This is a genomic window from Vibrio sp. CUB2 (assembly GCF_001557945.1).
In the GTDB taxonomy this organism is placed as follows: domain Bacteria; phylum Pseudomonadota; class Gammaproteobacteria; order Enterobacterales; family Vibrionaceae; genus Vibrio; species Vibrio owensii.
In genome coordinates this window covers 12562-38939 of record NZ_LNRB01000006.1, presented here as the reverse complement: position 1 = coordinate 38939, position 26378 = coordinate 12562, and the positions used below count along the sequence as shown (strand labels likewise).

Annotated in this window: 28 protein-coding genes; 1 reads left to right on the top strand and 27 read right to left on the bottom strand. The window is 47.8% G+C overall.

Translation table 11 applies throughout. The features are described 5' to 3' along the window. Window positions 1–8 precede the first annotated feature (8 nt). The 24 genes from ATB78_RS11260 to ATB78_RS11145 form a co-directional block, all read right to left on the bottom strand. Window positions 9–752, bottom strand: coding sequence for a heme ABC transporter permease (locus tag ATB78_RS11260; RefSeq protein ID WP_009707361.1), 744 nt, complete (start codon window positions 750–752; stop codon window positions 9–11). Window positions 753–860: 108 nt separating this feature from the next. Further along, a complete protein-coding gene (ccmB, locus tag ATB78_RS11255; RefSeq protein ID WP_005438746.1) occupies window positions 861–1529 on the bottom strand; it encodes a heme exporter protein CcmB in 669 nt (222 codons plus the stop codon). Between the two features lies 1 nt (window position 1530). Continuing rightward, on the bottom strand, window positions 1531–2148 hold the full coding sequence (gene ccmA, locus ATB78_RS11250) for a cytochrome c biogenesis heme-transporting ATPase CcmA (RefSeq protein WP_020197085.1): 618 nt from the start codon (window positions 2146–2148) through the stop codon (window positions 1531–1533). Window positions 2149–2346: 198 nt separating this feature from the next. Then, window positions 2347–2838, bottom strand: a complete 492-nt coding sequence (locus tag ATB78_RS11245; RefSeq protein ID WP_005438735.1) for a DUF2802 domain-containing protein — start codon at window positions 2836–2838, stop codon at window positions 2347–2349. Window positions 2839–2852: 14 nt separating this feature from the next. Beyond that, a complete protein-coding gene (locus ATB78_RS11240) occupies window positions 2853–3347 on the bottom strand; it encodes a chemotaxis protein CheW (protein ID WP_005438733.1) in 495 nt (164 codons plus the stop codon). A 36-nt stretch (window positions 3348–3383) separates the two neighbouring features. Further along, on the bottom strand, window positions 3384–4481 hold the full coding sequence (locus ATB78_RS11235) for a chemotaxis protein CheW (protein WP_061008710.1): 1098 nt from the start codon (window positions 4479–4481) through the stop codon (window positions 3384–3386). Continuing rightward, on the bottom strand, window positions 4471–5250 hold the full coding sequence (locus tag ATB78_RS11230) for a ParA family protein (RefSeq protein WP_005438728.1): 780 nt from the start codon (window positions 5248–5250) through the stop codon (window positions 4471–4473). Before ATB78_RS11230 ends, ATB78_RS11235 begins: the two co-directional genes overlap by 11 nt. A gap of 8 nt (window positions 5251–5258) precedes the next feature. Beyond that, the gene (locus tag ATB78_RS11225; protein ID WP_061008709.1) at window positions 5259–6374 is read right to left on the bottom strand and encodes a chemotaxis response regulator protein-glutamate methylesterase; all 1116 of its coding nucleotides are present in this window, start codon (window positions 6372–6374) and stop codon (window positions 5259–5261) included. Window positions 6375–6403: 29 nt separating this feature from the next. After that, window positions 6404–8659, bottom strand: coding sequence for a chemotaxis protein CheA (locus ATB78_RS11220; RefSeq protein WP_061008708.1), 2256 nt, complete (start codon window positions 8657–8659; stop codon window positions 6404–6406). A gap of 9 nt (window positions 8660–8668) precedes the next feature. Next, window positions 8669–9409 carry a protein phosphatase CheZ gene (locus ATB78_RS11215; RefSeq protein ID WP_061008707.1) on the bottom strand — a complete coding sequence of 247 codons (741 nt, stop codon included), beginning with the start codon at window positions 9407–9409 and terminating at the stop codon, window positions 8669–8671. A 119-nt stretch (window positions 9410–9528) separates the two neighbouring features. Continuing rightward, on the bottom strand, window positions 9529–9897 hold the full coding sequence (gene cheY, locus ATB78_RS11210) for a chemotaxis response regulator CheY (protein ID WP_017635949.1): 369 nt from the start codon (window positions 9895–9897) through the stop codon (window positions 9529–9531). 45 nt (window positions 9898–9942) lie between these two features. Continuing rightward, window positions 9943–10677 (bottom strand): RNA polymerase sigma factor FliA, encoded by a 735-nt coding sequence (locus ATB78_RS11205; protein WP_005438709.1) that lies wholly within the window; start codon window positions 10675–10677, stop codon window positions 9943–9945. Beyond that, window positions 10670–11557, bottom strand: coding sequence for a MinD/ParA family protein (locus ATB78_RS11200; protein ID WP_005438708.1), 888 nt, complete (start codon window positions 11555–11557; stop codon window positions 10670–10672). The genes ATB78_RS11205 and ATB78_RS11200 overlap by 8 nt, the downstream gene beginning before the upstream one ends. Before the next feature lie 14 nt (window positions 11558–11571). Beyond that, on the bottom strand, window positions 11572–13083 hold the full coding sequence (gene flhF / locus ATB78_RS11195; protein WP_033005852.1) for a flagellar biosynthesis protein FlhF: 1512 nt from the start codon (window positions 13081–13083) through the stop codon (window positions 11572–11574). Between the two features lie 28 nt (window positions 13084–13111). Then, window positions 13112–15211 carry a flagellar biosynthesis protein FlhA gene (flhA, locus tag ATB78_RS11190; RefSeq protein ID WP_005438706.1) on the bottom strand — a complete coding sequence of 700 codons (2100 nt, stop codon included), beginning with the start codon at window positions 15209–15211 and terminating at the stop codon, window positions 13112–13114. A gap of 239 nt (window positions 15212–15450) precedes the next feature. Beyond that, entirely contained in the window at window positions 15451–16581 is a 1131-nt protein-coding gene (flhB, locus tag ATB78_RS11185; protein ID WP_038896138.1) for a flagellar biosynthesis protein FlhB, read from the bottom strand. A 9-nt stretch (window positions 16582–16590) separates the two neighbouring features. Beyond that, window positions 16591–17373, bottom strand: coding sequence for a flagellar biosynthetic protein FliR (fliR, locus tag ATB78_RS11180; RefSeq protein WP_005438703.1), 783 nt, complete (start codon window positions 17371–17373; stop codon window positions 16591–16593). 8 nt (window positions 17374–17381) lie between these two features. Continuing rightward, window positions 17382–17651 carry a flagellar biosynthesis protein FliQ gene (gene fliQ, locus ATB78_RS11175; protein WP_005433008.1) on the bottom strand — a complete coding sequence of 90 codons (270 nt, stop codon included), beginning with the start codon at window positions 17649–17651 and terminating at the stop codon, window positions 17382–17384. 27 nt (window positions 17652–17678) lie between these two features. Further along, window positions 17679–18548: a flagellar type III secretion system pore protein FliP gene (fliP, locus tag ATB78_RS11170; RefSeq protein ID WP_032802991.1), complete on the bottom strand. Its 870-nt coding sequence runs from the start codon at window positions 18546–18548 to the stop codon at window positions 17679–17681. Further along, complete coding sequence (fliO, locus tag ATB78_RS11165) at window positions 18535–18948, bottom strand: flagellar biosynthetic protein FliO (RefSeq protein WP_005438699.1); 414 nt, start codon at window positions 18946–18948, stop codon at window positions 18535–18537. The genes fliP and fliO overlap by 14 nt, the downstream gene beginning before the upstream one ends. Before the next feature lies 1 nt (window position 18949). After that, complete coding sequence (gene fliN / locus ATB78_RS11160) at window positions 18950–19360, bottom strand: flagellar motor switch protein FliN (RefSeq protein ID WP_005438697.1); 411 nt, start codon at window positions 19358–19360, stop codon at window positions 18950–18952. Between the two features lie 101 nt (window positions 19361–19461). Then, a complete protein-coding gene (gene fliM, locus ATB78_RS11155) occupies window positions 19462–20508 on the bottom strand; it encodes a flagellar motor switch protein FliM (RefSeq protein ID WP_005438695.1) in 1047 nt (348 codons plus the stop codon). A 7-nt stretch (window positions 20509–20515) separates the two neighbouring features. Next, window positions 20516–21016 (bottom strand): flagellar basal body-associated protein FliL, encoded by a 501-nt coding sequence (gene fliL, locus ATB78_RS11150; RefSeq protein ID WP_005438693.1) that lies wholly within the window; start codon window positions 21014–21016, stop codon window positions 20516–20518. Window positions 21017–21054: 38 nt separating this feature from the next. Continuing rightward, complete coding sequence (locus tag ATB78_RS11145) at window positions 21055–23112, bottom strand: flagellar hook-length control protein FliK (protein ID WP_061008706.1); 2058 nt, start codon at window positions 23110–23112, stop codon at window positions 21055–21057. 282 nt (window positions 23113–23394) lie between these two features. On the opposite strand from ATB78_RS11145, the gene ATB78_RS11140 reads away from it, so the two are divergent. Beyond that, window positions 23395–23709, top strand: a complete 315-nt coding sequence (locus ATB78_RS11140; RefSeq protein WP_061008705.1) for an NIPSNAP family protein — start codon at window positions 23395–23397, stop codon at window positions 23707–23709. A 35-nt stretch (window positions 23710–23744) separates the two neighbouring features. Here the strand turns inward: ATB78_RS11140 and fliJ are convergent, their stop codons facing one another. Genes fliJ through fliH form a run of 3 tightly spaced genes read right to left on the bottom strand, consistent with a single transcriptional unit; the run spans window position 23745 to window position 26318 of the window. Continuing rightward, complete coding sequence (gene fliJ, locus ATB78_RS11135; protein ID WP_038896140.1) at window positions 23745–24188, bottom strand: flagellar export protein FliJ; 444 nt, start codon at window positions 24186–24188, stop codon at window positions 23745–23747. Window positions 24189–24194: 6 nt separating this feature from the next. Next, window positions 24195–25514 carry a flagellar protein export ATPase FliI gene (gene fliI, locus ATB78_RS11130; RefSeq protein WP_005433019.1) on the bottom strand — a complete coding sequence of 440 codons (1320 nt, stop codon included), beginning with the start codon at window positions 25512–25514 and terminating at the stop codon, window positions 24195–24197. A gap of 3 nt (window positions 25515–25517) precedes the next feature. After that, window positions 25518–26318 carry a flagellar assembly protein FliH gene (gene fliH, locus ATB78_RS11125; RefSeq protein WP_061008704.1) on the bottom strand — a complete coding sequence of 267 codons (801 nt, stop codon included), beginning with the start codon at window positions 26316–26318 and terminating at the stop codon, window positions 25518–25520. Window positions 26319–26378: the final 60 nt, after the last annotated feature.

Sequence of the window (26378 nt, the reverse complement as noted above, 5' to 3'; positions counted from 1 at the left end):
CAATTACCTCACTGAGTTTTTTCAGCTGCGAGTTTTTGCACCCAAGGGCGATGACTCTCTTTGCTGATAATTTCGTTACGGAAGCGCACCATCGTTACCGCGCCAAAGAAGAACGCAAAACCAAAAATGTTCAGCAACAAAGGCCAAAGCATGTTGGATGAGATCGATGGTTTTTCAAATTTGGTGATAGTCGCACCTTGATGAAGCGTGTTCCACCACTCAACTGAGAAGTGGATAATTGGTAGATTCACCACACCAACGATAGCCAAAATACCTGCGGCTTTTGCGGCGGTCTTTTGGTCATCAAACGCGTGGTAAAGTGCAATAACACCAAGGTACAAGAATAGAAGAATTAATTCGGAAGTAAGGCGTGCATCCCATACCCACCAAGTACCCCACATAGGTTTGCCCCAAACGGCACCCGTTAGTAGAGCAATAAAGGTGAATACTGCACCGATCGGCGCCATAGCCAATGCTGCCATGTCAGACAGGCGCACTTGCCAAACCAAGCCGATAAACGCGGCAATGGCCATCGACATGTAAACACCCATCGACCAAATAGCCGAAGGTACATGGATGTAGATAATTCGGAAACTGTCACCTTGTTGGTAATCCGAAGGCGCAAATGCAAGGCCCCAGACAGTACCAACTGTTAGGCATACGAGGGCCAATACAGAAAACCAAGGTAGGAACTTACCACTCAGGTGATAAGCTGCTTCAGGCTTGGCATAAGGATGTAGCCATTTCCACATGTTAAGTTCTCACTCTTACTTCAGGGACACTGTCCAGAGGGCCGAGACCGTAGCAGTGCTTTAATAATAATTCTTTGATCAAACGTCGCTTAAATCGCATTTATTGAGTTAGTTAACACTAACTCGCAGTGCTGCGCTGATAGCAAACGGTGTGAGGGTGACAGCCCCCATCAACATTGCGCCTAAAATCGCCAGTTGTCCGTTATACGCCATACCTAGTGCTGCAGCATCAATCGCGGACGTAGCGAAAATCAGAATTGGGATGTAGAGCGGAAGAATGAGCAAACTCAAAAGAACGCCGCCTTTTTGCAACCCAACCGTCAGTGCCACACCAATGGCACCGATAAAACTCAACGTCGGCGTACCAATCACTAAAGTCAGTACGACAGACAGCCAAGTGTTGAAATCAAGAGAAAGCAGAATTGCCAACAATGGGCTGATTAAAATCAGAGGCAATCCCGTTAGCAACCAGTGAGCTATGACCTTAGAAATCACAACAAGTTGCAATGGAATTGGCATTAGCATCATTTGCTCTAGTGCGCCGTCTTGAAAATCATCACGGAATAGACGCTCTAATGATAATAAGGCGGACAGCAGAGCAGCAACCCAAACAATGCCAGCTGCAATACGTGCTAACAAATTAGGCTCAGGACCGATGCTAAGAGGGAAAAGTGTGATCACAATGATGAAGAACCACAATGGGTTCAAAATGTCTGCTTGACGGCGAAATGCGATCAGAAGCTCACGGCGAATAATGGTTGTCATGGCCGAAATCATATCAATCACCCAGTTTTATTTTTCTAAGTTTCGGGCTGTCTGCAAACATATCTTGGTGCGTGGTTAGCACGACGATGCCGCCATTGTCAGCATGGCTAACAAACAGTGCCTCTAGCACTTTCACGCCTTGTTTGTCGATTGCAGTTAAAGGTTCGTCCAGAATCCATAGGATTTGATTGCTTAGCCAAAGCCTTGCCAACGCCACACGACGCTGTTGGCCAGCAGAAAGCTGTGCTACAGGCACATCTTCTCGACCCGCAAGCCCTACCTGGGCTAAAGCAGCAAAGATTTCTTCATCGGAGGAGCGATTATTATGGATAGATTGGTAAAAGCGCAGGTTTTCAAACGCGGTAAGTTCGCGTTTAACGCCAGTTTGATGCCCTAAGAACAGAAGGTCTTGATGGAAAACGTCACGAGATTTTTCAACCTCCTCGCCTTTCCATTTAATGGTGCCTTCTTCTCTGTCCCCTAACCCTGTAACGATACGCAGCAATGTGGTTTTGCCTGTGCCGTTGCGTCCTTCAATCTGGACCAATTCACCAGGCTTGATTTCGAATTGCAGGTTTTCAAACAGGACCCTGTCATCACGGATCGCAGTTAGGTTAGAGACTTCTAACATAGGGCTTCAACTAAAAAATGAACGAGCCGCTATATTAGCACAGCTTAGTTGTGACAAAACAGGATAAGAAAGCGATGATGTATGTAAGTTCGTGAGTTTTTGTTAACTTATAGTCACATTTTGATAAAAATAACCATAAGTGATTATAAGTTTTTATTTTAAAAATAAAAAAAGAAGCCGAAGCTTCTTTTTTAATCTTTATCGACGTCTTCCACGGGGTGGATAAGTCGGGTCATCAGAGGGTTGACTGCTTAGCGGTGGGATTTTCTCTTTCCCTGCCAGTTTTTTCTGCAGCGAAAGCATCAATTCTGCTTCTGCTTTTGGCAATTCACACTCTTCAATCAACTCATTGATGTCGGCACCAAGTTGAACCATTTTCGAAGCGCGGCTGTACAAACGTCCGTCTGTATCTGCGTGTTCAAGTTCACGAATGCGTTCATTAAGATGTTGAATCACATCTTGTTGTTCAGTCACTTTTTGACCTAGGCCTACCACCACTGAACGCACTTCCAACAGTTGCTTGTTTAGTTTTTGTGTTTCTTTGTCAGCATGGCGTGACTGTGCACGTTGCTGATCCATCTGCTTTTGCAAACCCGCACGCACGCGCAGTTGAAGCAAAAGCAGCACTAAGAATACAAACGCTAGGCCACCCAATATGAGCGGCAAAGATAGCAAGGTTTCTTCAGCCATGAATCATCAGCCAATTATAGGTGAGCCATCTCATCCCATTCGTCATCAGTTAGCAGCTTGTTCAAATCAACAAGGATAAGCAGTTTACCGTCACGGTTGCTTACGCCTTGGATGAACTTCGCGCTTTCGTCAGTACCTACAGAAGGTGTTGTATCGATCTCAGAAGAACGTAGGTAAACCACTTCAGCAACGCTGTCTACTAGAATACCGATAACTTGACGCTCAGACTCAATCACGATGATACGCGTGTTGTCTGTTACTTCGCCTTCCATTAGGCCAAAACGTGAACGTGTATCGATAACCGTTACAACGTTGCCACGTAGGTTGATAATACCTAGCACGTAATCTGGCGCACCTGGAACTGGAGCGATTTCTGTGTAGCGAAGAACTTCACGAACTTGCATTACGTTAATGCCGTACGTTTCTTCTTCTAGTTGGAACGTCACCCACTGAAGAACTTCGTCGTTCGATGTATCTTTCTTCACTTCTACTTCAAAAGCTTGAGACATAGTTAATCCTCGTTAATGTCGTTCCCGACCAAAAATCTAATTCAGTGATTTTACATCTAAACCCGCGTTTAGCATGTCTATAAGTGCTTGGACATGAATTAAAGCACACATTTTTTCTTTCACCATGCCCGCTAGCCAAGGGCGTTTGCCCGCTTGTTCACGCCAACGGACTTTGTCGATATTGAGTGTTTCAGTACCCATCAATTGGTTACTGGCTAACCCCCACATGCTTTCACCAAGCATGACGACGTATTGGTAGTTATCTTTGTAGTTTTCGTCGCGAAGCTTATCCGCCATCACCCACTTTGCAGTATCAACGACATCAAATTGTTGCTCACGACTGGTTTGCAAACCTAAGTACCATGCAGGGCGGCCAATCAAGTGGTTCAGCTCTGTGATGCGGTGAATACCACCTAACTCATCAAGCGGCACAGCAAAAGTCACACCATTTACATCAAAGTAAAGTACTTGAAAGTCAGCGCTACGCTGCGTGCTCTCCCAAGTGTTGGGTAACTTTGCACCCGCTTCGGTTTCCAGCTCTGTTTCTGTCTCAGTGTGCTGCTCAGTCTCCACTTCAACATCAACTGTGGGTTCAACCATTTCAATTTCTGGTTGCTCCCAAACTGGCTCAGGTTGTTCAACCTCAACAGTCGGTGCCGGCTCTTCGTCGATCACCCACTCTTGAATTTCTTCAACGGTTTCCACCGCGGTTTCGACTTCAACTTCTGGTTCCATAGATTTTGCTTCAATCGCAATATCAATGGTGTTTTGTTCCAGAATGTCATCGATATCCAACTCTGCCACCACGTTGGTGGACTCAAGTTGGCTAAGCAATCGCTGAACGTCTTCCAGATTAGGCGCTTCTAATTCTGGCGAGTACGAATCACTGTATTGATACGACTCCGGTTCTGCGTATTGCAGCTGTAATTTTGGCTCTGGCTCTGGCTCTGGCTCTGGCTCTGGCTCTGGCTCTGGCTCTGGCTCTGGCTCTGGCTCTGGCTCCGTAGATGATAGTTCTTGAGCGAGCAAGTCAAGCTCTTCTTCTTGCTCAACAACTTCGACCTCTTCGCCAAGCAAAGCACTGAAGTAATCATCAAGTGCTTGTTCACTGGAAAGTACGTCGTTATTGCTCATCGAACGCTAACCTCTCCAAGTAAATCAGCAGTTGCTTGTAAGCAAACACGCCACGACTACCAGAAGCAAAATGCGAAGCTGGCAGATGCTTTAAGCTCGCATCGCGGAATTTGGTGTCAATTGGCACCGCTGAAGTCCAAACCTGATTCGGGTAATCCTTCTTAAGCTGAGTCAGTGTCTGCAACGAGGCTTTCGTGCGCTTATCGTACATAGTCGGAACGATAGTCACTTTGAAACCACCCGGACGAGACTTTTGCATAATGGTCAGAGTGCGAATCATGCGCTCCAAACCCTTCATCGCAAGGAATTCAGTTTGAACCGGAATCAAGATGCGGTCACTGGCTGCTAATGCGTTAACCATCATCACACCAAGAATCGGCGGACAGTCAATCAAGACATAATCGTAGTCTTGCGCAACCGCTTGTAACGCACGCTTCAAGATCAAACCCATTCCGCTACGGTTGCCCATTACGCGGTCTAGCGTAGCAAGCGACATGTGCGCAGGAATGATATCCATACCTTCAAGATCCGTTTCTAAGATCAACGGCTTTACCGTCTCACGTGAAAACGTCTTCAGCTGAAAAAGATCGAACAAGCTTGTTGTTACGGCATCCGGATCATAACCAAGATAAGTCGTCAGCGACGCGTGCGGATCGGTATCCACCATCAACACTCGGTGACCTTTTTGGCTCAATAGACCAGCTAATGTCACGGTTGATGTGGTTTTACCTACTCCACCTTTTTGGTTTGCTACACTCCAAACGATCATGATCTTTCCTACGCTAAGCCCACTTCCACCAGCATGCGCTCTGCAATGCGTTCAAGTGGTAAATCTTCAGTAGAGATGCCCGCTTTCGCAACCGCTTGTGGCATACCATAAACGACGCAACTTTCTTCGTCTTGAGCCCAAATGGTGGAACCTGCTGATTTCAGCATACGTGCACCTTCACGACCATCAGCGCCCATGCCTGTCAGTACCATCGACAACACTTTGTCGCCGTAGACTTTTGCAGCAGAACCGAAGGTTACATCGACACACGGTTTGTAGTTCATGCGATCGCCGCCATCGATAATACGAAGACGAGCAGCACCAGCACGACCGTCAACCATCATCTGTTTGCCGCCTGGGGCAAGATAAGCCACACCCGCTTGCAACACATCACCATCTTGCGCTTCTTTCACTTGGATTTTGCATAGCGTATTTAGACGGCTTGCAAATGCCGCAGTGAATGTCGCTGGCATGTGCTGGATAAGCACGATTGGATGTGGATAGTTAACTGGCAAACGAGTCAGAATTTTTTGTAGCGCGACAGGGCCGCCAGTCGACGTACCAATCGCTGTTAGCTGATACTTCTTACCTGATGCGCGGAATTTCGCTGCCATCGGACGGCTTGGCGCAGATGCAGTCGGCGCAGAAGTGCGAGAAGCCAAAGGACGTGCTGTCGAACTGGTCGCTGCAGTCGCTGGTCGCGCAATTGGACGACGCATAAACGCGCGCTTAGACGCAATTTGAATCACTCGCTGTTGAAGCAGAGAAACGGCTTCATCACGGTTACGAGCAATGTCTTCGAACTTTTTCGGTAAGAAATCCAACGCACCCGCATCTAGTGCGTCAAGCGTTGCTTTCGCCCCGTCGTGAGTCAGGGACGAAAACATCAGGATTGGCGTAGGAGACGCAGCCATGATTTCACGAACGGCAGTGATACCATCCATGACTGGCATTTCAATATCCATCGTGATGACGTCAGGCTTGAGCGTTTTGGCTTTCTCAACCGCTTCTCTGCCGTTAACCGCAACGTCAATCACTTCTAGGCGCGATTCTGAGTTGATGATTTCGCTAACGCGACGACGGAAAAAACTCGAATCATCAACGACTAGTACTTTAATCGCCATTTTATTCCTTTTATCGACTCCAGCTTCGCTTAGATGCGCGAAGCTGCAGCGTATTGCTTAAGTAGGTCTGGCACATCAAGAATCAATGCGATGTGGCCATCACTGGTGATCGTCGCACCTGCCATACCTAGCGTGCCTTGCAATAGGTTATCTAGCGGCTTGATCACCACTTCTTCTTGGCCGATCAATGTATCCACTACAAAACCAACACGTTGGCTACCGATCTGTACGATAACAACATGACCGTGGCCTGTACGCTCTTGTACACGTGGAGACTTAGAAGCCAACCAATTTTGTAGGTAGAACAGGGGGATAGACTTATCACGTACGATAATCGTCAACTGACCATCGACCACGTTAGTGCGGCTTAGATCTAGGTGGAAGATCTCGTTCACCGACGCCAATGGCAGAGCAAACGGATGACCGCCTACACCAACCATCAGTGTTGGAAGGATCGCCAGTGTGAGTGGAACTTTAATGGTGATCTTAGTGCCCTTGCCTAGCTCAGAGTCAATATCGATAGAGCCGTTTAGGGTGTTGATCGCGGTTTTAACCACGTCCATACCGACACCACGACCAGAGATATCTGAAATCTTCTCTTTACTTGAGAAGCCTGGCGCAAAGATCAAGTTGAAGCACTCTTTATCTGACAGGCGTGCTGCCGCATCTTCGTCCATCATGCCGCGTTTCACCGCGATGCCACGAAGTTTGTTCGGATCCATACCGCCGCCATCATCAACGATAGCCAGTTCAATATGATCGCCTTCTTGTGATGCAGACAGGATCACTTTACCAGTACGAGATTTACCTGCTTTCGCGCGGTCGTCTGGCATTTCGATACCGTGGTCAACCGAGTTGCGCACCAAGTGGATCAATGGATCCGCAAGCGCCTCTACTAGGTTTTTATCTAGGTCGGTTTCTTCACCGCGCATTTCAAGCACGATGTCTTTATTTAGGTTACGCGCCAAGTCGCGAACAACGCGTGGGAAACGGCCAAATACTTTCTTGATTGGCTGCATGCGCGTTTTCATCACTGCACCTTGAAGGTCTGCAGTCACGACGTCTAGGTTTGCTACCGCTTTCGACATTTCTTCGTCGTTGCTGTTCAAACCAAGGCTTAGTAGACGGTTACGCACCAATACAAGCTCACCAACCATGTTCATGATGGTGTCTAGTGTCGAAGTATCAACACGTACAGTTGCTTCTGCTTGTGGCTTCTTAACCGCTGGCGCTTTCGCTTCTTCTTTTACCGCAACCGGTTTTGCTTCTGGCTTAGGAGCTGGAGCTGGTGCAGGAGAAGGCGCAGCCGCTACTAGAGCAGGTTTAGGCGCTGGTGCAGGTTCTGCTTTTGGCGCTTCTGGTGCCACGTTTGCCGATGCGGGTTTGGTTGCAAAGTCTAACTCTTCAAGAGTCGGTCCTTTACCAGCACCGTGTAGTTCATCAAGTAACTTCTCAAACTCTTCATCCGTCATTAAGTCGCTGTCGTTTGAGAATGAAGATGCCGCTGGTGCAACCGGCTCTGGTGCTTTTGGTGGTTCTACTGGAGCAACATCTGATGCTGATGGGCTTTTGCCTACACCGTGTAGCTCGTCCAATAGACGTTCAAATTCATCATCAGTAATGTCGCCGCTATCTGCCGCAGGCGCACTTGCTTGAACAGGCGCAGCTGGAGCTACTGGCGCTGATGCAGACGCACCTGGAGCAGTACCTTTACCGTGCAGCTCGTCCAATAGCTTTTCAAATTCGTCTTGAGTGATTTCGTCAACAGAGCCAACACTTGAAGATGCAGGAGCAGGCTCAACTGGCGCAGCAGGTTGTTCGATGACTGGCTCAGGAATCACAGGTTCTGGTGTTACGACTAGCGCTTCAACAGCAGCGACCACTTCGTCTTCAGACTCTGGTTTGCATAGGCGGTGAAGCTCTTCTAGCAACGCAGGATCCGCCGCATCTAGTGGCTCACGATCTTGAACCGCTTGGAATTGATGGTTAACCGTATCAAGCGCTTTCAGCATGGTGTCCATTAGGCTTGGCGTCACTGAACGTTGGCCGTTTCGCAACACGTCGAACACGTTCTCAGCGCCGTGACAGGTATCAACCAGTTCTGCCAATGATAGGAAACCAGCACCACCTTTCACCGTGTGGAAACCGCGGAAAATCGCGTTTAGGAGATCTTTGTCTTCTGGATTATTTTCCAGTTCAACTAACTGCTCAGACAGCAGCTCAAGGATTTCCCCAGCCTCAATTAGAAAGTCCTGAAGAATATCTTCGTCTAAATCGTAGCTCATACGTTACCTTTAAAATCCAAGACTGGACAACAAGTCGTCGACTTCGTCCTGCGACGAGACCGCATCTACCCTTTGCTCAGGGTTAAGAATTGGGCCTTCTGCTTCGCTTGATTGTTTAATCTTTTTATCTGACGGTTCTGGCAAAACTTGAGTCTGTTCTTCTGGTTTATTGCCAGAAAAGACGGTCAAGATCTCAACCAGGCGATCTTCCACTTCATTGACAAGCGTGATCACGCGGCGAATGATTTGACCCGTTAAGTCTTGGAAGTCTTGTGCCATAAGAATTTCGGTCAGCTGACCGCGCAATTCAGTGCTATCACCTTCGACTTGAACTAACAGCTCGTCGATACGATGGCAAAGCGCTTTGAAATCGCTTAATTCAATGCGTCCGTGCATGAGTTCGTTCCATTGAGGGCGAACTTGTTGAAGGCACTCATGCAGGTTATCGGCGATAGGCAAGCAGCACTCAACCGCATCCATCGTTTTATTTGCTGCTAACTCAGTTTTATCAATCACATATTGCAGACGGTCTCTTGCATCAGGGATTTCCGCCCTGGCAATTTCTGTCATGCGTTGATCGATGTTGAAGTGCTTAAGTGAATCATGAAGGTCGCGGGTTAATGTTCCGATTTCTTTTAACATCGGATTCCCATCGCTTTCATATATCGAGGCAACAAGCGCATTAGCTTGGTCCTGTTCCCCGTTTTCTAGCATCTGAACGAGCGACTTCGCCTGCTCTAGTGAGATCATCCTGAATAGACCCTTTTTTACGTTTAGTTCTTTCTTTTCGCTTTTTTAGCGTCAAACGAGCCACCCTTTAGTATTAGGTATTAGGAGTGATGACTCGATTAACAAAGAGAAAGAGAGAGTTATAAACGTTCGAAAATTTTATCTAATTTTTCTTTTAGTGTTGCAGCAGTAAACGGCTTAACGATGTAACCGTTAACGCCTGCTTGAGCTGCTTCGATGATCTGCTCACGCTTTGCTTCAGCTGTGATCATTAGAACAGGTAGGTGCTTAAGTTCAGCATCCGCACGGATGTGTTTAAGCAGGTCGATGCCTTGCATACCTGGCATGTTCCAGTCAGTTACAACAAAGTCGAAGTCACCTTTTTTCAGCATAGGTAATGCAGTTAAACCATCGTCCGCTTCTTGAGTGTTATTGAAACCCAAGTCACGAAGCAGGTTTTTAACAATACGGCGCATTGTTGAGAAATCATCAACAATAAGGATCTTCATGTTTTTATTCAAAATTGCCTCCACTGAATCGTAAAATCAGTGTGTTTAGTCATTTTGTGTCCACGCACTGAGCTTGGTGCGTAAACGTTGCATCGATTGACTCAGTATTTGACTTACGCGAGATTCGCTTACGCCCAACACATCGCCAATCTCTTTCAAATTGAGTTCTTCGTCATAATAAAGCGAAAGTACTAGCGCTTCACGCTCTGGAAGCTGTTTTATTGATTCAACCAGTGCTTTTTTGAACGATTCATCAGCAACACCCTTAAATGGATTGCTGTCATCGGTTTCATCAGCCGGTGAAATCACATCATCAGAGACGCCTAAATCTTCAATTCCCACCAGTTTTGAACAGTTTATGTCGGTAAGCGCACTATGATATTGGTCTAGTGTCATGCCGAGATGTGCTGCTACTTCTGAGTCCGATGGGTCACGATTTAGTACACCTTCCAGCTCTGCGATCGCTTGGTTAATTTCGCGGTTGTTCTTATGAACAGAACGAGGTACCCAGTCGCCTTTGCGAATGTCATCCAACATTGCACCGCGAATTCGGATACCTGCATAAGTTTCAAAGCTCGCACCTTTAGAACCATCATAATTCTGCTGAGCTTCGATAAGGCCGATCATGCCGGCCTGAATTAAATCTTCTACCTGAACACTCGGCGGTAAACGGCCTAACAGGTGATGAGCAATACGCTTAACCAACACCGAGTAACGTTCAATGAACGCCTGCTGGCTATTAAATTTGCCATGTTGGTCATAGGTAATCGCTTTATTCACCAAAAGGGTCCTCTGCCAATTCAGTACGATTTAGCAACCTTTCAACGAAAAATTCTAGGTGTCCACTTGGTGTCTTTGGCAGTGGCCACGTCAGTGCTTTGTTCGCTAATGAGCTGATCGCTAAAGCCGCAGGAGAGCGAGGGAAGGCATCCACAACGATCTTCTGTCTTTTCACGGCTTGACGTACTTTGTCATCCAATGGAATACATGCTACGAGTTCGAGGCTGACATTCAAGAAGCGCTCTGTGACTAGAGTCAACTTTGCGAATAATTCTCTGCCTTCACGGTAGCTTCTGACCATATTTGCAACAACTTTGAAGCGCTGAACCTGGTGTTCTTTACTCAACAGCTTGATTAATGCGTAGGCATCGGTGATTGAAGTCGGCTCATCGCAAACCACAACCACAACATCTTGAGCTGCACGTGAAAAGCTAATTACCATGTCAGAAATGCCCGCTGCTGTATCAATCAGCAGTACGTCCATTTCTTCTTCAAGACTACCAAATGCACGGATGAGTCCAGCATGTTGAGCGTGAGACAGCTCGGTCATGCTTTGTGTGCCAGAAGTTGCAGGGACTATCTTTATACCATAAGGGCCTTCAACAATCGCATCTTTTAGCTCACATTCACCCGCAAGGACATGCCCTAGGTTACGTTTTGAACGGATTCCGAGCATAACGTCCACATTCGCCAGACCTAAGTCCGCGTCGAGAACCATCACCTTTTTGCCTTGGCGCGCCATACAAATCGCCAGACCCAGTGTTACGTTTGATTTACCCACACCACCTTTACCGCCAGTAACAGCAATTACCTTAGTCAATGATGGTTGTGTTAAGCGACGGAGGCCGCTTGCTTGATCGTGTATCATATTCTCAGTCATAGTAGTCCGCCGCCCTAGAGTCCTTCGCTGTCACTGTTCCAAAAGTGAGGTTCGTTCTCTGTCGACTTCTCTAACAGTTCATTTGCTTTCGCAATCATGTATTTTGGTTGTGCTATCACAATGTCTTCTGGTACGCGTTGACCATTGGCAATATAAGCCACTGGCATCGCGTTCTGAATCACCACGCTGATGAATTCGCCAAGACTTAATGATTCATCAAGCTTAGTCAAAATACAGCCCGACAGCGGAATGCGTCGGAAATGATCCAGTGTTTCTTGTAGAACACGACGTTGTGCGGTAGCTGGCAAAACAAGGTAGCTGTGAATCACTTCTCCGCTCTCTTGCATCAGGGTATCGAGCTGCTCAGAGAGTCTTACGTCTCGCTGCCCCATCCCTGCCGTATCGACCAAAATCAGTCTTCTGTTTCTTAGCTGATATATAACATCGGCTAACTCGTTAGAATCTTTAGCAACTCTTACAGGACAACCCATAATTCTTCCGTAAATTGAGAGCTGCTCATGTGCACCTATGCGATATGTGTCTGTTGTCACAAGGGCGACATTGTCGGCACCAAACTCCATTGCCGCACGCGCTGCAAGCTTTGCAACCGTGGTGGTTTTACCAACACCTGTCGGGCCAAGCAGTGCAACCACACCACCACGCTTCAAGATGTCTTGTTTTGGAATGCTGATTTGATCCGCCACGAGAGAAAGCAGTGCCTTCCACGCTCGCGCCGGCTTAGTGTCTTCTGGAATGTAGCAAGCCATTTGATCTGCCAACTCCGGCGAAACGCCCATTCGCTCTAGACGCTTAATCAGCATCGCGCGCAATGGTTCACGGCGTTCAACCTCTTGCCACATCAAACCGGAAACTTGGTGCTCCAACAAACGACGAATTGATGTCATCTCTTCGCGCATGTTCTCTAATTCACTACTAGAGTCTTCTCGCTCATCCGATGGACGACGACGGTCATAGCGTGTTGGATCCAACTTAGGTGTTGGGCGCTCAAATCGGTTGTCTTGTGCAATCAACTTCGCCAGTGGCGAATCGGGTTGATATGGCGCTGGCTTTTCTTGGTTATAGCTTTCACGATGCTTGTTTTGGCGCTGCAGTAATGCCGACAAAGAATCTTCGTTCTCTGCCACATGGTCATCTGACTCAGCAGCACCATTGCTGTATTGCTTGAGCATGTTCGCGAAACGTTGCGTCATTGAGCCTGATTTTTCATTGTTCGCGTTTAGGCTAATTCTGTCTTCATCCAAACGGCGATCTTGATAACGCTCTGCTGCAGATGACGGCAATTGACGTTGTTCGCTATAACGATTTGGTTGAGCTGCGCCACGGTTAGGAAGAGAGTGCGCCTGTGAAGTCGGAGCTGCATTGGACTCGCCGTCGATTGCCGCTACGATCTCTACACCGCCTGCCACTTTCTTGTTCGACATGATCACTGCTTCTGCACCAAGCTCTTCTTTCACTTGGAGCAGCGCTGTTCGCATGTCTTTGGCAAAAAATCGTTTAATTTTCAAACTATAAATCCATTAATGATGCGCAGGCTTAGTTGCCCACGGCTTGCACAATTCTGATCTGCTTTTCGTCCGGTATTTCTTGGTAAGACAGTACGCGGAGGTTCGGTATTGTGTTCTTAACGAACTTCGCTAATGTGGAACGCAATACGCCAGATGTCAGCAGAACCGCAGGCTCGCCTTTCAGTTCTTGCTCTTGTGTCGCTTGGCTCAGAGAGGACTGAAGTCGCTCAGCTAATCCCGGTTCAATACCAGCGGATTCGCCGCCTGAAGCCTGCATGGTTTGATGCAAGATTTGTTCCAGCTCAGGAATGAGTGTTATCACTGGTAGTTCAGGCTCTATACCATTGATTTCCTGAACAATTAGACGTTTCAAACTGATACGAACTGCGGCAGTCAAAATGTCAGGTTCTTGACTCTTACTCGAGTACTCCGCCAAGGTTTGCACGATGGTTCGAATATCGCGAATTGGGATAGCTTCGTTAAGCAGGTTCTGCAGCACTTTCACCACCACGCCAAGTTGCAACTGATCAGGAACAAAGTTCTCCACCAATTTAGGCGCGCTACGGCCGAGCATTTCCAATAGGTTCTGTACTTCTTCATGACCAATCAGTTGTGACGCGTTGTTGGTCAGCAGTTGGCTCAAGTGGGTAGCTAGTACCGTGGATGAGTCCACTACGGTGTAGCCTAATGCTTGGGCATGTTCACGCTGCTCTTCACGAATCCAAACCGCTTCTAGACCGAATGCAGGGTCCATGGTCGGCTCGCCTTCAATCATGCCGTAAACCTGACCTGGGTTAATCGCCAGTTCTTGATCTGGACGAATCTCGGCCTCACCAACAGCAACACCCATCAAGGTGATGCGGTAGCTGTTTGGCGTCAGTTCTAGGTTGTCACGGATATGAACCGCAGGAATAAGGAAACCGAAGTCTTGAGAAAGCTTTTTACGCACCCCTTTCACACGCTCAAGCAACTCACCACCTTGGTCACGATCCACCAACGGGATCAAGCGATAGCCTACTTCTAGACCAATGATATCGACGGGTTGCACGTCATCCCACGACAATTCGCGTTGAGAAATTGGTTCACTGCCATCTTCCGCTTTGGCGGGTAACGCGGGTTCTTTGGCTTTTTGTTTTTGCTTCTTGTCGAGCCAGTAAGCTGCACCACCAGCGATAACCGCTAATGACAAGAATGAGAAATGAGGCATACCCGGCACGATACCCATCACACCAAGAATCGCGGCGGTGATCATGAGGGCTTTCGGGTTGTCGAACATCTGGAAAATCAGCTGCTCGCCCATGTCTTCATCAGTATTTTGACGCGTTACCATCATCGCAGCCGCGATAGACAATAATAGCGATGGAATTTGTGCCACCAAGCCGTCACCGATGGTCAGCAAGGTGTAGATTTGCATAGCTTCAGAGAAGCCCAAACCGTATTGCGCCATACCAATCGATAGACCACCGATGATGTTGATAAACAGGATCAAAATACCCGCAATCGCATCACCTTTTACGAATTTAGACGCACCGTCCATTGAACCGTAGAAGTCGGCTTCTTTAGTCACTTCAAAACGGCGTAAACGCGCTTGGTCTTGGTCAATCAAACCGGCGTTCAAGTCCGCATCGATCGCCATCTGTTTACCCGGTAAGGCATCCAAGGTGAAGCGAGCACTTACCTCAGAAATACGACCCGCACCTTTGGTTACAACCATGAAGTTAATGATCATCAAGATAAGGAAGACCACCAGACCGACGGCGTAGTTACCACCGATAACAACGTTACCGAAGGCTTCGATTACGTTACCGGCCGCATTGCCCCCTTCATGACCGTACAGAAGTACCACACGGGTTGAAGCAACGTTCAACGCCAAACGTAATAACGTCGCGATAAGCAGAACGGTTGGGAACGCAGCAAAGTCGAGTGGACGACGTGTGTAAACGGTCACTAACAACACCACCATAGCGAGGGCGATGTTAAAGGTGAAGAATAAATCCAACAGGAATGCAGGTATAGGTAGCACCACCATTGCAAGGGTGGCCAATACCATAACAGGCGCACCAATGGCGGGCATGGAACGCTGTGGAATTTTGGGTAATTTATCTGCAAATGGCAGGCTTAACTTCATACTGCGAGGTGTCTCAATCGGTCTGGATCATCACGTAACAGAGGCATGTAAGTACACACATGTAACTAGTATTACGCGACAGCTTTCGCCTAAAAGTTTAGGTATTGTTGTTGATTAACGCGATTTAAGCAATGTGTGTACCATGATTAACGCCAAAATAATGACTAGTTGCTCAAAGAAATCACAATCCTTTGATCTAATGTGAATTTTTGTCTAATCACACCATGCAATTATTTTCATTAGTGACGATGTTCAGGTGGGATTGGTAGGTCGTAGTCCTGAATTTTCGGTCGTTGACCGCCACGTTTACGATACTGCTTAAGTTGGAAAACGAACGCCAGAACTTGCGCTACAGCGGTAAACAAGCCGTCAGGAATTTCCTGCTCCAACTCTGTGGTGTGGTAGAGCGCACGTGCCAATGGCGGAGCGGGTACGATAGTAATATCGTGTTCGCGCGCTACTTCTCGGATCTTCATTGCCATATGGTCAGTACCTTTGGCAATCACCACTGGCGCACGGTCGGTTTTCTGCTTATAGCGCAGTGCGACAGAGAAGTGCTCCGGGTTGGTAATAATAACGTCGGCCTGCGGCACATCGGCCATCATTCGACGCTGAGCCGCTTCACGTTGCAACATACGAATACGACCTTTCACTTCAGGCTTACCTTCAGTCTCTTTGTATTCGTCTTTGATCTCTTGTTTGGTCATCTTCAGCTGATCAGCGTGTTGCCAAATCTGGAACGGAATATCGATAGCCACAACGATGAGCAAAGAACAACTGATCAGCAGGATGAAGTTGAGCAAGATATCCAAAGCATGGAAGATGTTTTGCGGATACACATCCATGCTTAACTGAATCAAATCCGCTTGCGACGCTTGGATAAGGTAAATCGCCATCCCCGTTACTAGCGCGACTTTTAAAATCGATTTGATCAGTTCGACCCAACTTTGCATGCCCACCATGCGCTTTAGACCACTGAGCGGGTTCATCTTGGAAAGCTTTGGCATTGCCGCTTCGGCAGAAAAACTGATGCCCCCCACCCCTGCGGCTCCAATCATGGCGGCAACAAACAAAGTGATAAGAATAAGAAACAGTGGGAACAGCAGGTCCGTCATTGCACCAAACGCAATGTCGAATAACTTAGCAGTATCGAAGATTTCATCGCGTTTGAGATCAAACAAACGACTCATGATGGAAAACAGCGAGCGCGCCAAAGACTCGCCAAACCACATTAAGGCGATAGCCCCCACAATCAGCACTGATGCCGATGCGAGCTCTTTTGACCGAGCAACTTGCCCCTTTTCTCTGGCTTGTTGTAACCGTCGGGGCGTGGCTTCTTCGGTGCGTTCCTGACCGTCTGACTCTGCCAATCCAGCCTCCTAGCAATCCAAGCGAATGAGGTTACAAATCTGTTCCTCACCCACTGCCCAGAACAATTCATAATGACTGTACAAACCAGCCAGAATGTACCAACAAAGTAACAAGCCCACCATCAAGGCAAAGGCAAAACCAAGCGAGAAGATATTTAGCTGTGGTGCGGCACGTGTCATTACACCGAATGACAAGTTAATCGTGAGCAGCGCGATAATGCCCGACAACGACATACTCAATGCCGTCTTAAACATGATGCCAAGCCAACTCGCCATTTCACGAAAATCGACCGCATTAAGCGAGCCAGACCCAATCGGCAAGGTCTTGAAACTGAACACCACCAATTGCAACATTTTTAAATGCCCATCGGTAGCAAGGAAGAACATGGTCGCCAAGAACATAAATAGCTGACCAAGCAAAGGGGTGTTTTGGCCGTTAGCAGGGTCCACCATAGAGGCGAAACCCAAGCTAGATTGCATACCTAAGATCTGACCTAAAAGTACAAACGTCTGGATCATAAACTGAGTCACCATGCCCATCGCAACACCAATAATGATTTGCTCGGCAATGGTCATGAAACCACGGAAAGAAAGCAGCTCAATATCTTGAGGCACAGCAGGAATCGCAGGCGCAACCGCAAAGGTAATGGCTAAACCGAGGTAGAGACGAATTCGAGGTGAGACAAAGCGTGCCCCGGTTACCGTCATCACCATCAACATGGCAGAAATACGGGTATAGGGCCAAAAGTAGTTTGCGATCCAGTCGAGGACGATATGGGTCGGATACTCCATACGCGCCTCTAGTAGAGCACCTGTGGTAGGCGTTCAATCAGGCCGAAGAAGTATTCCATCAACATTTGGGTCATCCAATGGCCGAACAACATTAAAGCCAACAAGGTAACAATCAAACGCGGTAAGAAACTCAGCGTTTGTTCGTTGATAGAGGTTGCCGCTTGGAAAATAGCGACGACAAGACCAATAAGCAAACTTGGGATAATGATGGCACAGACCATGATCAGCACCATCCACAGTGCATCACGGAAAAGCTCGACAAACATTTCTGGAGTCATGTCTTACCCTCTTCTCTCTGTGCCAATCTAAAGGGCAAAACTGCCGGCGAGTGTCGACAATATCAAGTTCCAACCATCCACCAGCACAAACAGCATCAGCTTAAATGGTAACGATACGATCATTGGCGAGAGCATCATCATACCCATTGCCATCAACACCGATGCGACAACCAAGTCGATGATCAAAAACGGTAGGAATAACATGAAACCGATCTGGAACGCAGTCTTAAGCTCTGAGGTAATGAAAGCAGGAATCAACACCGCCATCGAAACGTCTTCTGGGTTTGTTACCTCTTCGCCAGACATATTGACGAACGTTTCCAAATCTTTAATTCGAGTCTGTTTAAGCATGAACGCTTTCATCGGTGCTTGCGCCGCATCAAAGGCTTCACGTGCTGTCACTTGCTCGTTCAAATAAGGTTGTACCGCTTGATCGTTAATTTCATTCAAGACAGGCGACATGATAAAGAACGTCAAAAATAGCGCGATACCAATAATGACTTGGTTAGAAGGCGTTTGTTGTAGACCCATTGCCTGTCGCAAGATAGACATCACCACCACGATACGGGTAAACGACGTCATCAAAATAACCATGGCTGGCAAGAAGCCAAGCATGGTCATCAGCGCAAGAATTTGTAGTGTAACCGAGTAGTCTTCGCTGCCATCGGCATTGGTCGTCATGGTAAAGGCGGGAATCCCTCCACCATTGCCCACTGACATACTTCGGCTTGAGCCCGATTCGTTTTCCATCGCCTGAACCGTCACACTATCACCTTGTGCAAGGTTAGAAGGCAATGGCGATTCCTCTGCCTGCGCAAACGAAAGTGAAGAAAACAGCACGCCAACGAGCAGCATAAAAGTGCTCAGCATTAGGCGGATTGAATTATCCTTTGTCATGTTTTTTTATCAGTTGGCTAAATTGACTCGCGAAGGCACTGGTCGCCAACTCTTCCTCTTTCAATGGCTTTTCAAGCTTGGCTAGGGTTTGGATAGATTGGCTGGTAATGCCCACCAAAAACTGCTCTTCACCGACTTGCACAACCGCAATGCGCTCTTTGGTACCGACTGGTAACTGGCTAACAATTCGTAGCCCTTTTTGTTGACCCATTGCTGGTACTTGCATGCGCTTTAGCAACCAAGCCAGAAATAGAATCACACCAATAACCAGCACTAAAGAACCTAACGTGGTCGCAAGGTCCAAACTCGTTGGCGCGGCAGCAAATGCATAAGGAGCACTCAGCATTAAGCCGAGTGCTCCTGTAATTTGCTTCAATCGCGTTTTGATTGAACTGCTCATATTAACGCAGCTTTTTGATGCGTTCAGTTTGGCTGATCACGTCAGTTAGACGAATACCAAACTTATCGTTGACGACAACGACTTCGCCGTGCGCAATCAAAGTACCGTTAACCAGTACATCGAGCGATTCACCCGCGAGGCGATCAAGCTCTACAACCGAACCTTGGTTCAATTGCAGTAGGTTACGGATACTGATTTGTGAGCGCCCTACTTCCATCGAAATGGTCACTGGAATATCCATGATGGTGTCGAGCTTACGACGCTCATCTTCCGTAATTGGAGCAGAGGTGTCTTTTAACTCTTCCAGTGGCGCTGCCAATATTTCATCAACATCAATTGAAGGTGCAGACGGGTCTTCGCCAAGAGCGGCTGCCCATTCGTCTGCTAGCTTTTGATCGTCACTTGGTTCCATTTTTCTGTCCTGTGTTAAACCTTACTGCGCCATACTTCTGGCTTCATTCTTTGTTGTCGATAACAGAGAACAAAGCGAGGCGATTGTAATGAGTAAGGGTTTTAATCGTCTGTATCGTCGTCGTTTTCAAGTTCAGACATGATGTCTTTACCCAAGAACGCTAAATCTGTTTTTACTACGTGTGGGCGTTCGATCTCTTCAGAGATCTGCACTGCCATCTTGTCTTCGGAGCGACCCATTTTCACACGGTAAGTTGGTAAGTCTTCGATGAACATGGTTGCGTGTTCTGGCATTTCAATCGGGATCACGTCGCCCGGTTGCAGCTCCATCAAATCACGCAGAGAGATGTCCTTCTCTAGCAGATTCACACGGAAATTGACTGGGCAATCCATGATCTCTTCACGCAGTGCCGAGCTCCAACGTACGTCAGTTTCCATCTTGTCGGATTGAACACCCGCATCAAGCAGTTCGCGGATTGGTTCCACCATCGAATAAGGCATGACCACGTGGAAATCACCACCGCCGCCATCGACTTCAATATGGAATGAGCTCACGACGATCACTTCGGTCGGGCTGACGATGTTTGCCATGCTTGGGTTTACTTCAGAATCGAGGTATTCAAATTCCACACCCATTACTGGCGACCACGCTTCTTTGTAGTCTTCGAAAACAATTTTCAGCAGAAGCTGGATGATGCGACGCTCAGTTGGGGTAAATTCACGACCTTCAATTTTTGCGTGGAAACGACCATCACCACCAAAGAAGTTCTCTACCAGAATAAACACCAAGCGTGCTTCCATGGTGATCAGCGCCGTACCTTTGAGTGGACGGAAGCGCACCATGTTCAAACTTGTCGGAACGTACAGGGTATTTTGGTATTCACCAAACTTCATCATCTGCACGCCGTTGATCGACACTTCAGCGGTTTTACGCAACATGTTAAACAGGCTGATTCGCATGTGTCGGGCAAAACGCTCATTGATAAGTTCGAGCGTCGGCATTCGACCACGGACAATCCTGTCTTGAGACGAGAAATCGAAACTGACGGCACCCTCGGTGTCGTTATCTATGGGTTCATCGACGTCATCAACATCGTCAACCCCATGCAGAAGCGCATCAATCTCGTCTTGGCTTAATAGATCGGTCACGTTATACCTATTGAATTACAAAATCTGTAAACAGTACTTTCTCAATCACTGGCTTACCAACAGCGGCATTCAATGCAGCTTTGATATCATCAGAAGCGCGATCACGCAGTTCAGTTCGTCCTGTTGGAGAACGAAGTTGCTCCACGGTCGCTGACGCAAATGTCGATAGCAGTGAACTCTCTATCAGTGGAGAATGGTAACGAGCCAATTGCTCATTCTCGCTGCCACGCACCATCAGTTGCGCTTTGATTTGTACCAGTCTATCGCGACGATCTCCCGTCACGTTAAAAATAAACGGTTGTGCAATGTTCACGTACGCAATTGGCGCTGCTGCCGTTTGCGCTTGTGCCTGCTCGGTTTGTGCTGCTTGCGCAGGTTCATCAGAACCCATTAAAAAGAAAGCTGCCGCACCACCACCGATAAGCAAAACCACCACTGCGATAATGATGATCAGTAACTTACTTTTTCCTTTTGGTGCATCCGCACCCTGTAGCTGTTCTTCTGCCATTACTGTCTCTTATTGTTCTGCTTTTTTAGGCCGCTATTTTATGCGTAAAAACTAATTCCATCACGCTTTGAAACCACATTCAAATCAAGATTCGTGTCGGCATCAAAGTTTTCATCTGACTGACCAGAAAATCCACGACCTTGAGAGCTTTGACCGTTTTGTTCCGCATTCGCGTAGCCACTTTGTTGCTGACCACTGCTCTGTTGCTGAACCGACGAATCCGCCAATTGCATACCTTGCTGAGCCAACATCTCTCTCAGGCGAGGTAAGGTTTGTTCAATCAAGTCACGCGCTTGCGGGTTTGCCACCGTAAAGTGCACATTGGCAAGGTCGTTGTTCATTGTCATGCGGATCTGCATACGACCAAGTTCAGGCGGGTCTAGACGGATATCGAGGTTCTTTAAGTTCTTCGACATCATCATTTGTACTTTCTCTGCCACTTGGTCATTGGCCAGTTCTTTGGTTAGTTGCAACGGTAACTGTGCCTGCTGCGCAGCATCTACTCGCGCCTGTTGCTGAGCCGCCACGCCTTGTTGACCTGCTGCCGCTTGAATTTGTCCCGCTAAACCATGTTGTGGTTCCGGTTTATCTTGCTTACTTGAAGCACCCTTCAATGCGCCTGCAGCAAGACCAGCATTCATCACTTTCTTACTCAGTTCTGCACTAGAAGCAGCTTGCGCCGCTGGGTTTAGATTTGCAGCCACTAGCGCTTCTGGCATGGCAGATAACGCGGCTTTGTCAGCATTTGGGGATACGGCTGTCTGCGCACTCGCTTGAGCTGCAGCGTGCTTCATGTCCTGCGTGGCTAGCTGATGAGCTTGTTGAGCCGTCACTGAAGACGCCGCAACACGAGTTTGGCTAGAAGCGGCTTGATGCTCTGCTATCGCCACTTTTACATCGCTTGGTAAAGCCGCGAATTGCGCTAATTCTTGCACAGGAATATCCGCAACCAGCTCACCCGTTTTTAGCCCTTCAATCACATCAAGTTCTTGTTGTGAAAGAGGCTTACCCTGCGCTAACTTAGTATCAATGATGTGCAGCTCATCAAGAGAAACACGTTTTACTTCAGAGATTTCGGTATCGATCGGAAATGCCGTTTGCAATGCTTCTCCACCAACCATCGACTGAGCACCTTGAGCCACAACTTGACCATTAACCGCGGCTTGAGTTGTCGCATTCACCGTAGCTTCTGCGTGAACAGCTTGAGTACTTGGCGAGTTCCAATCAATTTGCGCGGCAACGGGAGCCGCTTGATTTGTGTTTGCTGCTTGTGCGCTCGAGGCTGATTCCGTTGTCAATACAACGGGTTTGCCATTGGCATCCAACGTTACTTTGTCACTGCCAACAGGTTGCGCCGCGCCGCTTTGTAGGCCGGATTGCTTAGCAGAAAGCATCGCTTGTTGTTCTGGAGTCAGCGGGGTGTCTTTTTCCTGTTGAGTAACGCGTTGCGCCAATACTGCCTCAGGTGGCAATGCTTTGCCGCTATCAACTAATTGCTCATTAGGCTTAAGCGTTTGGTTTGCTTGCTCAATACGACCCAACAATTGTTGGCCTTCACCCATCGCACTTTTCACTTGAGCATTAGGCGCCGGTTCAGAAGCGTCTACATTATTAGGCTGCGTTTGGTTTGCTATCGCGCCCTGTGTAACTTGGTTTGAAGCACCATTTGCTGCTGACTGGGTTGCATCGCCTTCTGATGAACTTGCTTGTTTAACACCGCTAGAAGCCGAGTCGTTATCTGAAAGCTCACCCGCTTTGCTGCTCGCAACTTGTTTACCGTCGTCTTGAGCAAGTAGCTCATCGGTTGATTCTGCAGATGCCACTTTCTCGCCATCCACAGCTTCAGCGACTTTTTCTTGGCTCTCACCCTCTGACTTTGCCGATGCGACTTTTGTCGCCTCATTTGTGTTTTCTGCCGATACGTCTGGCGCATCAGATTTTGCCACCGCTTTTTCGGCTTTTTGTGAATCAGTAAATACCCCGGCTAAGGTTTCAAAAAAACCTTTGCTTTCAGGGTTTTCTGCAGCAACTTTATTTGAAGAGTCGGAAACCGACGTCTTATTGGTTGCAGAAACATTGGATAAATTCACATTCATATAGAAACTCTCGTCATCGGCAGCGTTGAGCAACTCGCTGCCGGATTGCACAAAGGCGGCAAACTTAGGTCAAAAGACCCGATACTGACGGCTAAATTGCAAAAATCACGCCAACGCATAGTGTGGAATTTCTGACGGTTAAGTGAGGCAACATCAGTGGAACAAAGATCAACTTTGCGATATCCCCAAACAACATCAAAGATGCGTAAACCATCATCATGATTTGACTATTCATTGGTGGGAGCGTAAACAGAAACCTTGCCCAACCAATAAGGAATCGCTTTGAAAGTCACAGAACTCCGCCAATATAAAATTAAAACTGGCAAAACAGAGCAATGGTTAACATGGATGAAAGATGAGTTGCTGCCCTACCAACGCTCCAAAGGCATGCATGTCTTAAACACCTATGTTCACACGGGTGAAGATGGGTATGATTACTTTGTCTGGTTACGTGAGTTCGACAGTGAACAAGCGCGACAAGCGATATATGCAGAGACCTACAATGAATGGTGGATTCGCGAGATTCGACCAAAAGTGTTTGAATTGATAGAGCAAGACTCGGTGAAAGTAACTTTGCTTGAATCAGTAGAGATGTAGCAAACGCACTAACGCGATATAACGATGAGAAACGCTTAAAAACGTTGCGGTTTCCGGCTATACAGCAAGGTAGAAAACTCATCCATCTGCTTTTGCTCACGCTTCGCTTCCGCAATTTGCTTTTCTTTCTCGCGCTTTTCAATCATCCACTCGTAAGACATCCGTTCTTTACGCATGTTTAACCAGTAATCTTGGCAGTTCACCACCTGTTCTTTAAAGTGGTTTTCTGCCTGTTTTTGCTTGGAAAGCGTTTCATCAAGCTGGGTTAAGAAGCGGTTTAAGTGGCCGTATTGGCTTGCAGTAAGTCCTGCCATACCACGGTCTACCAACTGCTGACAGTAATCTAAGCGGTACTTTTCAATTTGCTCAACTTGGCGGTAGTAATCTTCAAGCTCCGAGCGAGCTTTATTGAGCGCTAATACAGCTTGGTCTTCGCGTTCTTTTGCCTGCTCAAGTAGGAACTCCATGGCGTTATTCATACGCTATTACCCACCCAAGATGCTCTTCAACATGTTGACACACATGTCATAAGGCACAGACTCTTTCATGCGCTGCTGCAAGTATTCGTCCAGTTTTGGCTTGAGGGTGAATGCGCCATCGATAGCAGGGTCAGTCCCCGGTTTATAAGCGCCAATCGACACCAGATCTTGGTTCTTGCGGCAAATCGACAACACCTGACGCACCGCTTTCGACATCAACACGTGTTCTTCTGTGGTGATTTGCGGCATAACACGGCTCACCGATTTCTCAACATCGATGGCTGGGTAGTGACCTGCATCTGCCATTTCACGAGATAAGACAATGTGACCATCGAGAATCGCACGTGACGCATCGGCGATCGGATCTTGCAGATCGTCACCTTCGGTCAGAACGGTAAAAAACGCGGTGATCGAACCTTGATCATCACCACCGTTACCTGCACGTTCCACCAAGGCAGGCAATTTAGCAAATACCGAAGGCGGATAACCTTTGGTTGCAGGCGGTTCACCCACAGACAATGCAATCTCACGCTGCGCTTGAGCAAAACGCGTCAGAGAGTCCATCAGTAGAAGAACATCTAATCCTTGGTCACGGAAGTATTCGGCAATCGTCAGTGCAGTTTGACAGCCCTTCAAGCGCATCAAAGGCGAAGCATCGGCAGGTGCAGCCACCACCACAGAACGGCGGCGTCCATCTTCACCCAAAATCTCTTCAATGAATTCTTTTACTTCGCGTCCACGTTCACCAATCAGCCCAACGACAACAACTTGTGCCGTCGTGCCTCGCGTCATCATGCCAAGGGTGACCGATTTACCCACACCAGAACCCGCAAACAGACCGATACGTTGGCCTTTACCGACCGTCAACAAGCCGTTGATGGCTTTTAAACCCACATCAAGTGGCTCAGAAATAGGCTTACGCGCTAGTGGGTTAATTGGCTCAGCGTTAAACGAAGCGCGGTGATCGGTATAAAGCGGGCCGAGGCCATCAAGTGGGTTACCCACACCATCAATCACACGCCCAAGCAGTTCCATACCAACGGGCAAACCTGCTTCGCTGGTTAAAGGCGTCACTTTCGCGCCCGGTAAGATGCCCGTGATTTGCTCACTCGGCATTAAGAAAAGGTTATCACCAGAAAAGCCCACCACTTCCGCTTCCATATGACCGGACATGGTTTCGACCAAACATAAACTGCCAATCGGAGCACGACAACCTGTCGCTTCCAGGGTTAAGCCAACAACACGCACAAGCTTACCTGAAGCAACTGGACGCGTAGTTAAGCCTTCAACTTTGTAGTTTTTTAAACGGTCGGCCAAGGCTTGCATGGACTACTCGCCCCCTTGATGACGATTCGCGCCACAGAAGCTGTTCAGCACGCTTTTCACGCGCTCTTCCATGCGGTAGCTAATGCTCGATTCGCCAGCAGCAATTTGTACATCACCGCGATTTAATGCTGGCTCTGCAACCAATGTCCAATTACGACAATCAAGTTCTTCTTCGCCGTATGCAGAGCGGATGATCGCCACATCGTCTGGGTTCAGATGCAAGGTAATTGGATGGCCAGAAATTGGCAGCGCTTCAACAGATTGTTTTACTGTATCGAGAATAATTTGAGGGTTGGTTTGCACTTCTACATGCACAACTTCTTTGACTAGACACAGCACCATGTCCACCAGCTGCTTTTCAACCTGAGCGTTCATCAGCTCTAAAGGTTGAGCAAACTGGTTAGCCAAGTTCATGAAGGTTTCCACCTGCTGCTGGATGTACTCTTGCCCAGCGGTAACACCTTCCGCTTTACCCAGCTCAAGACCTTCTGCATGGCCTGCTTGAATGCCTTCTTCTTTGCCTTTGTCGTAGCCTTGTTTAAAGCCTGCTTCTTGACCTTGATACAGACCTTCTTGATAAGCGCCCTGCTTGATCAACTCAATCTGTTCTTCTGTCAGTTCAAGCGCTTGCTCTTCTTCCGGTTCGTCAAAGTTTGGCACCCAACCTGGATCGTAGTTAAACGCTGTTTGCTTGGCTTGCTTTGCTTTCGGCTCACCATAATCAGGCAAACCCCAGCGCTGCGGTTCGATCATCGCATCGTCTTCATCAGGACGGATAAATCCACGTTTTCTATCGCCAGCCATGCTTAACCTACAATCTGTCTATGTTGAAATTGATATTAAAATAAAGTGCTTTGAAAAATG

Excerpts from the sequence above, each read along its gene's own strand:
- ATB78_RS11260 (WP_009707361.1), bottom strand. The coding sequence starts at position 752 with ATGTGGAAATGGCTACATCCTTATGCCAAGCCTGAAGCAGCTTATCAC.
- ccmB (WP_005438746.1), bottom strand. The coding sequence starts at position 1,529 with ATGATTTCGGCCATGACAACCATTATTCGCCGTGAGCTTCTGATCGCA.
- ccmA (WP_020197085.1), bottom strand. The coding sequence starts at position 2,148 with ATGTTAGAAGTCTCTAACCTAACTGCGATCCGTGATGACAGGGTCCTG.
- ATB78_RS11245 (WP_005438735.1), bottom strand. The coding sequence starts at position 2,838 with ATGGCTGAAGAAACCTTGCTATCTTTGCCGCTCATATTGGGTGGCCTA.
- ATB78_RS11240 (WP_005438733.1), bottom strand. The coding sequence starts at position 3,347 with ATGTCTCAAGCTTTTGAAGTAGAAGTGAAGAAAGATACATCGAACGAC.
- ATB78_RS11235 (WP_061008710.1), bottom strand. The coding sequence starts at position 4,481 with ATGAGCAATAACGACGTACTTTCCAGTGAACAAGCACTTGATGATTAC.
- ATB78_RS11230 (WP_005438728.1), bottom strand. The coding sequence starts at position 5,250 with ATGATCGTTTGGAGTGTAGCAAACCAAAAAGGTGGAGTAGGTAAAACC.
- ATB78_RS11225 (WP_061008709.1), bottom strand. The coding sequence starts at position 6,374 with ATGGCGATTAAAGTACTAGTCGTTGATGATTCGAGTTTTTTCCGTCGT.
- ATB78_RS11220 (WP_061008708.1), bottom strand. The coding sequence starts at position 8,659 with ATGAGCTACGATTTAGACGAAGATATTCTTCAGGACTTTCTAATTGAG.
- ATB78_RS11215 (WP_061008707.1), bottom strand. The coding sequence starts at position 9,409 with ATGATCTCACTAGAGCAGGCGAAGTCGCTCGTTCAGATGCTAGAAAAC.
- cheY (WP_017635949.1), bottom strand. The coding sequence starts at position 9,897 with ATGAAGATCCTTATTGTTGATGATTTCTCAACAATGCGCCGTATTGTT.
- ATB78_RS11200 (WP_005438708.1), bottom strand. The coding sequence starts at position 11,557 with ATGACTGAGAATATGATACACGATCAAGCAAGCGGCCTCCGTCGCTTA.
- flhA (WP_005438706.1), bottom strand. The coding sequence starts at position 15,211 with ATGAAGTTAAGCCTGCCATTTGCAGATAAATTACCCAAAATTCCACAG.
- fliR (WP_005438703.1), bottom strand. The coding sequence starts at position 17,373 with ATGGAGTATCCGACCCATATCGTCCTCGACTGGATCGCAAACTACTTT.
- fliQ (WP_005433008.1), bottom strand. The coding sequence starts at position 17,651 with ATGACTCCAGAAATGTTTGTCGAGCTTTTCCGTGATGCACTGTGGATG.
- fliP (WP_032802991.1), bottom strand. The coding sequence starts at position 18,548 with ATGACAAAGGATAATTCAATCCGCCTAATGCTGAGCACTTTTATGCTG.
- fliO (WP_005438699.1), bottom strand. The coding sequence starts at position 18,948 with ATGAGCAGTTCAATCAAAACGCGATTGAAGCAAATTACAGGAGCACTC.
- fliN (WP_005438697.1), bottom strand. The coding sequence starts at position 19,360 with ATGGAACCAAGTGACGATCAAAAGCTAGCAGACGAATGGGCAGCCGCT.
- fliL (WP_005438693.1), bottom strand. The coding sequence starts at position 21,016 with ATGGCAGAAGAACAGCTACAGGGTGCGGATGCACCAAAAGGAAAAAGT.
- ATB78_RS11145 (WP_061008706.1), bottom strand. The coding sequence starts at position 23,112 with ATGAATGTGAATTTATCCAATGTTTCTGCAACCAATAAGACGTCGGTT.
- fliJ (WP_038896140.1), bottom strand. The coding sequence starts at position 24,188 with ATGAATAACGCCATGGAGTTCCTACTTGAGCAGGCAAAAGAACGCGAA.
- fliI (WP_005433019.1), bottom strand. The coding sequence starts at position 25,514 with ATGCAAGCCTTGGCCGACCGTTTAAAAAACTACAAAGTTGAAGGCTTA.
- fliH (WP_061008704.1), bottom strand. The coding sequence starts at position 26,318 with ATGGCTGGCGATAGAAAACGTGGATTTATCCGTCCTGATGAAGACGAT.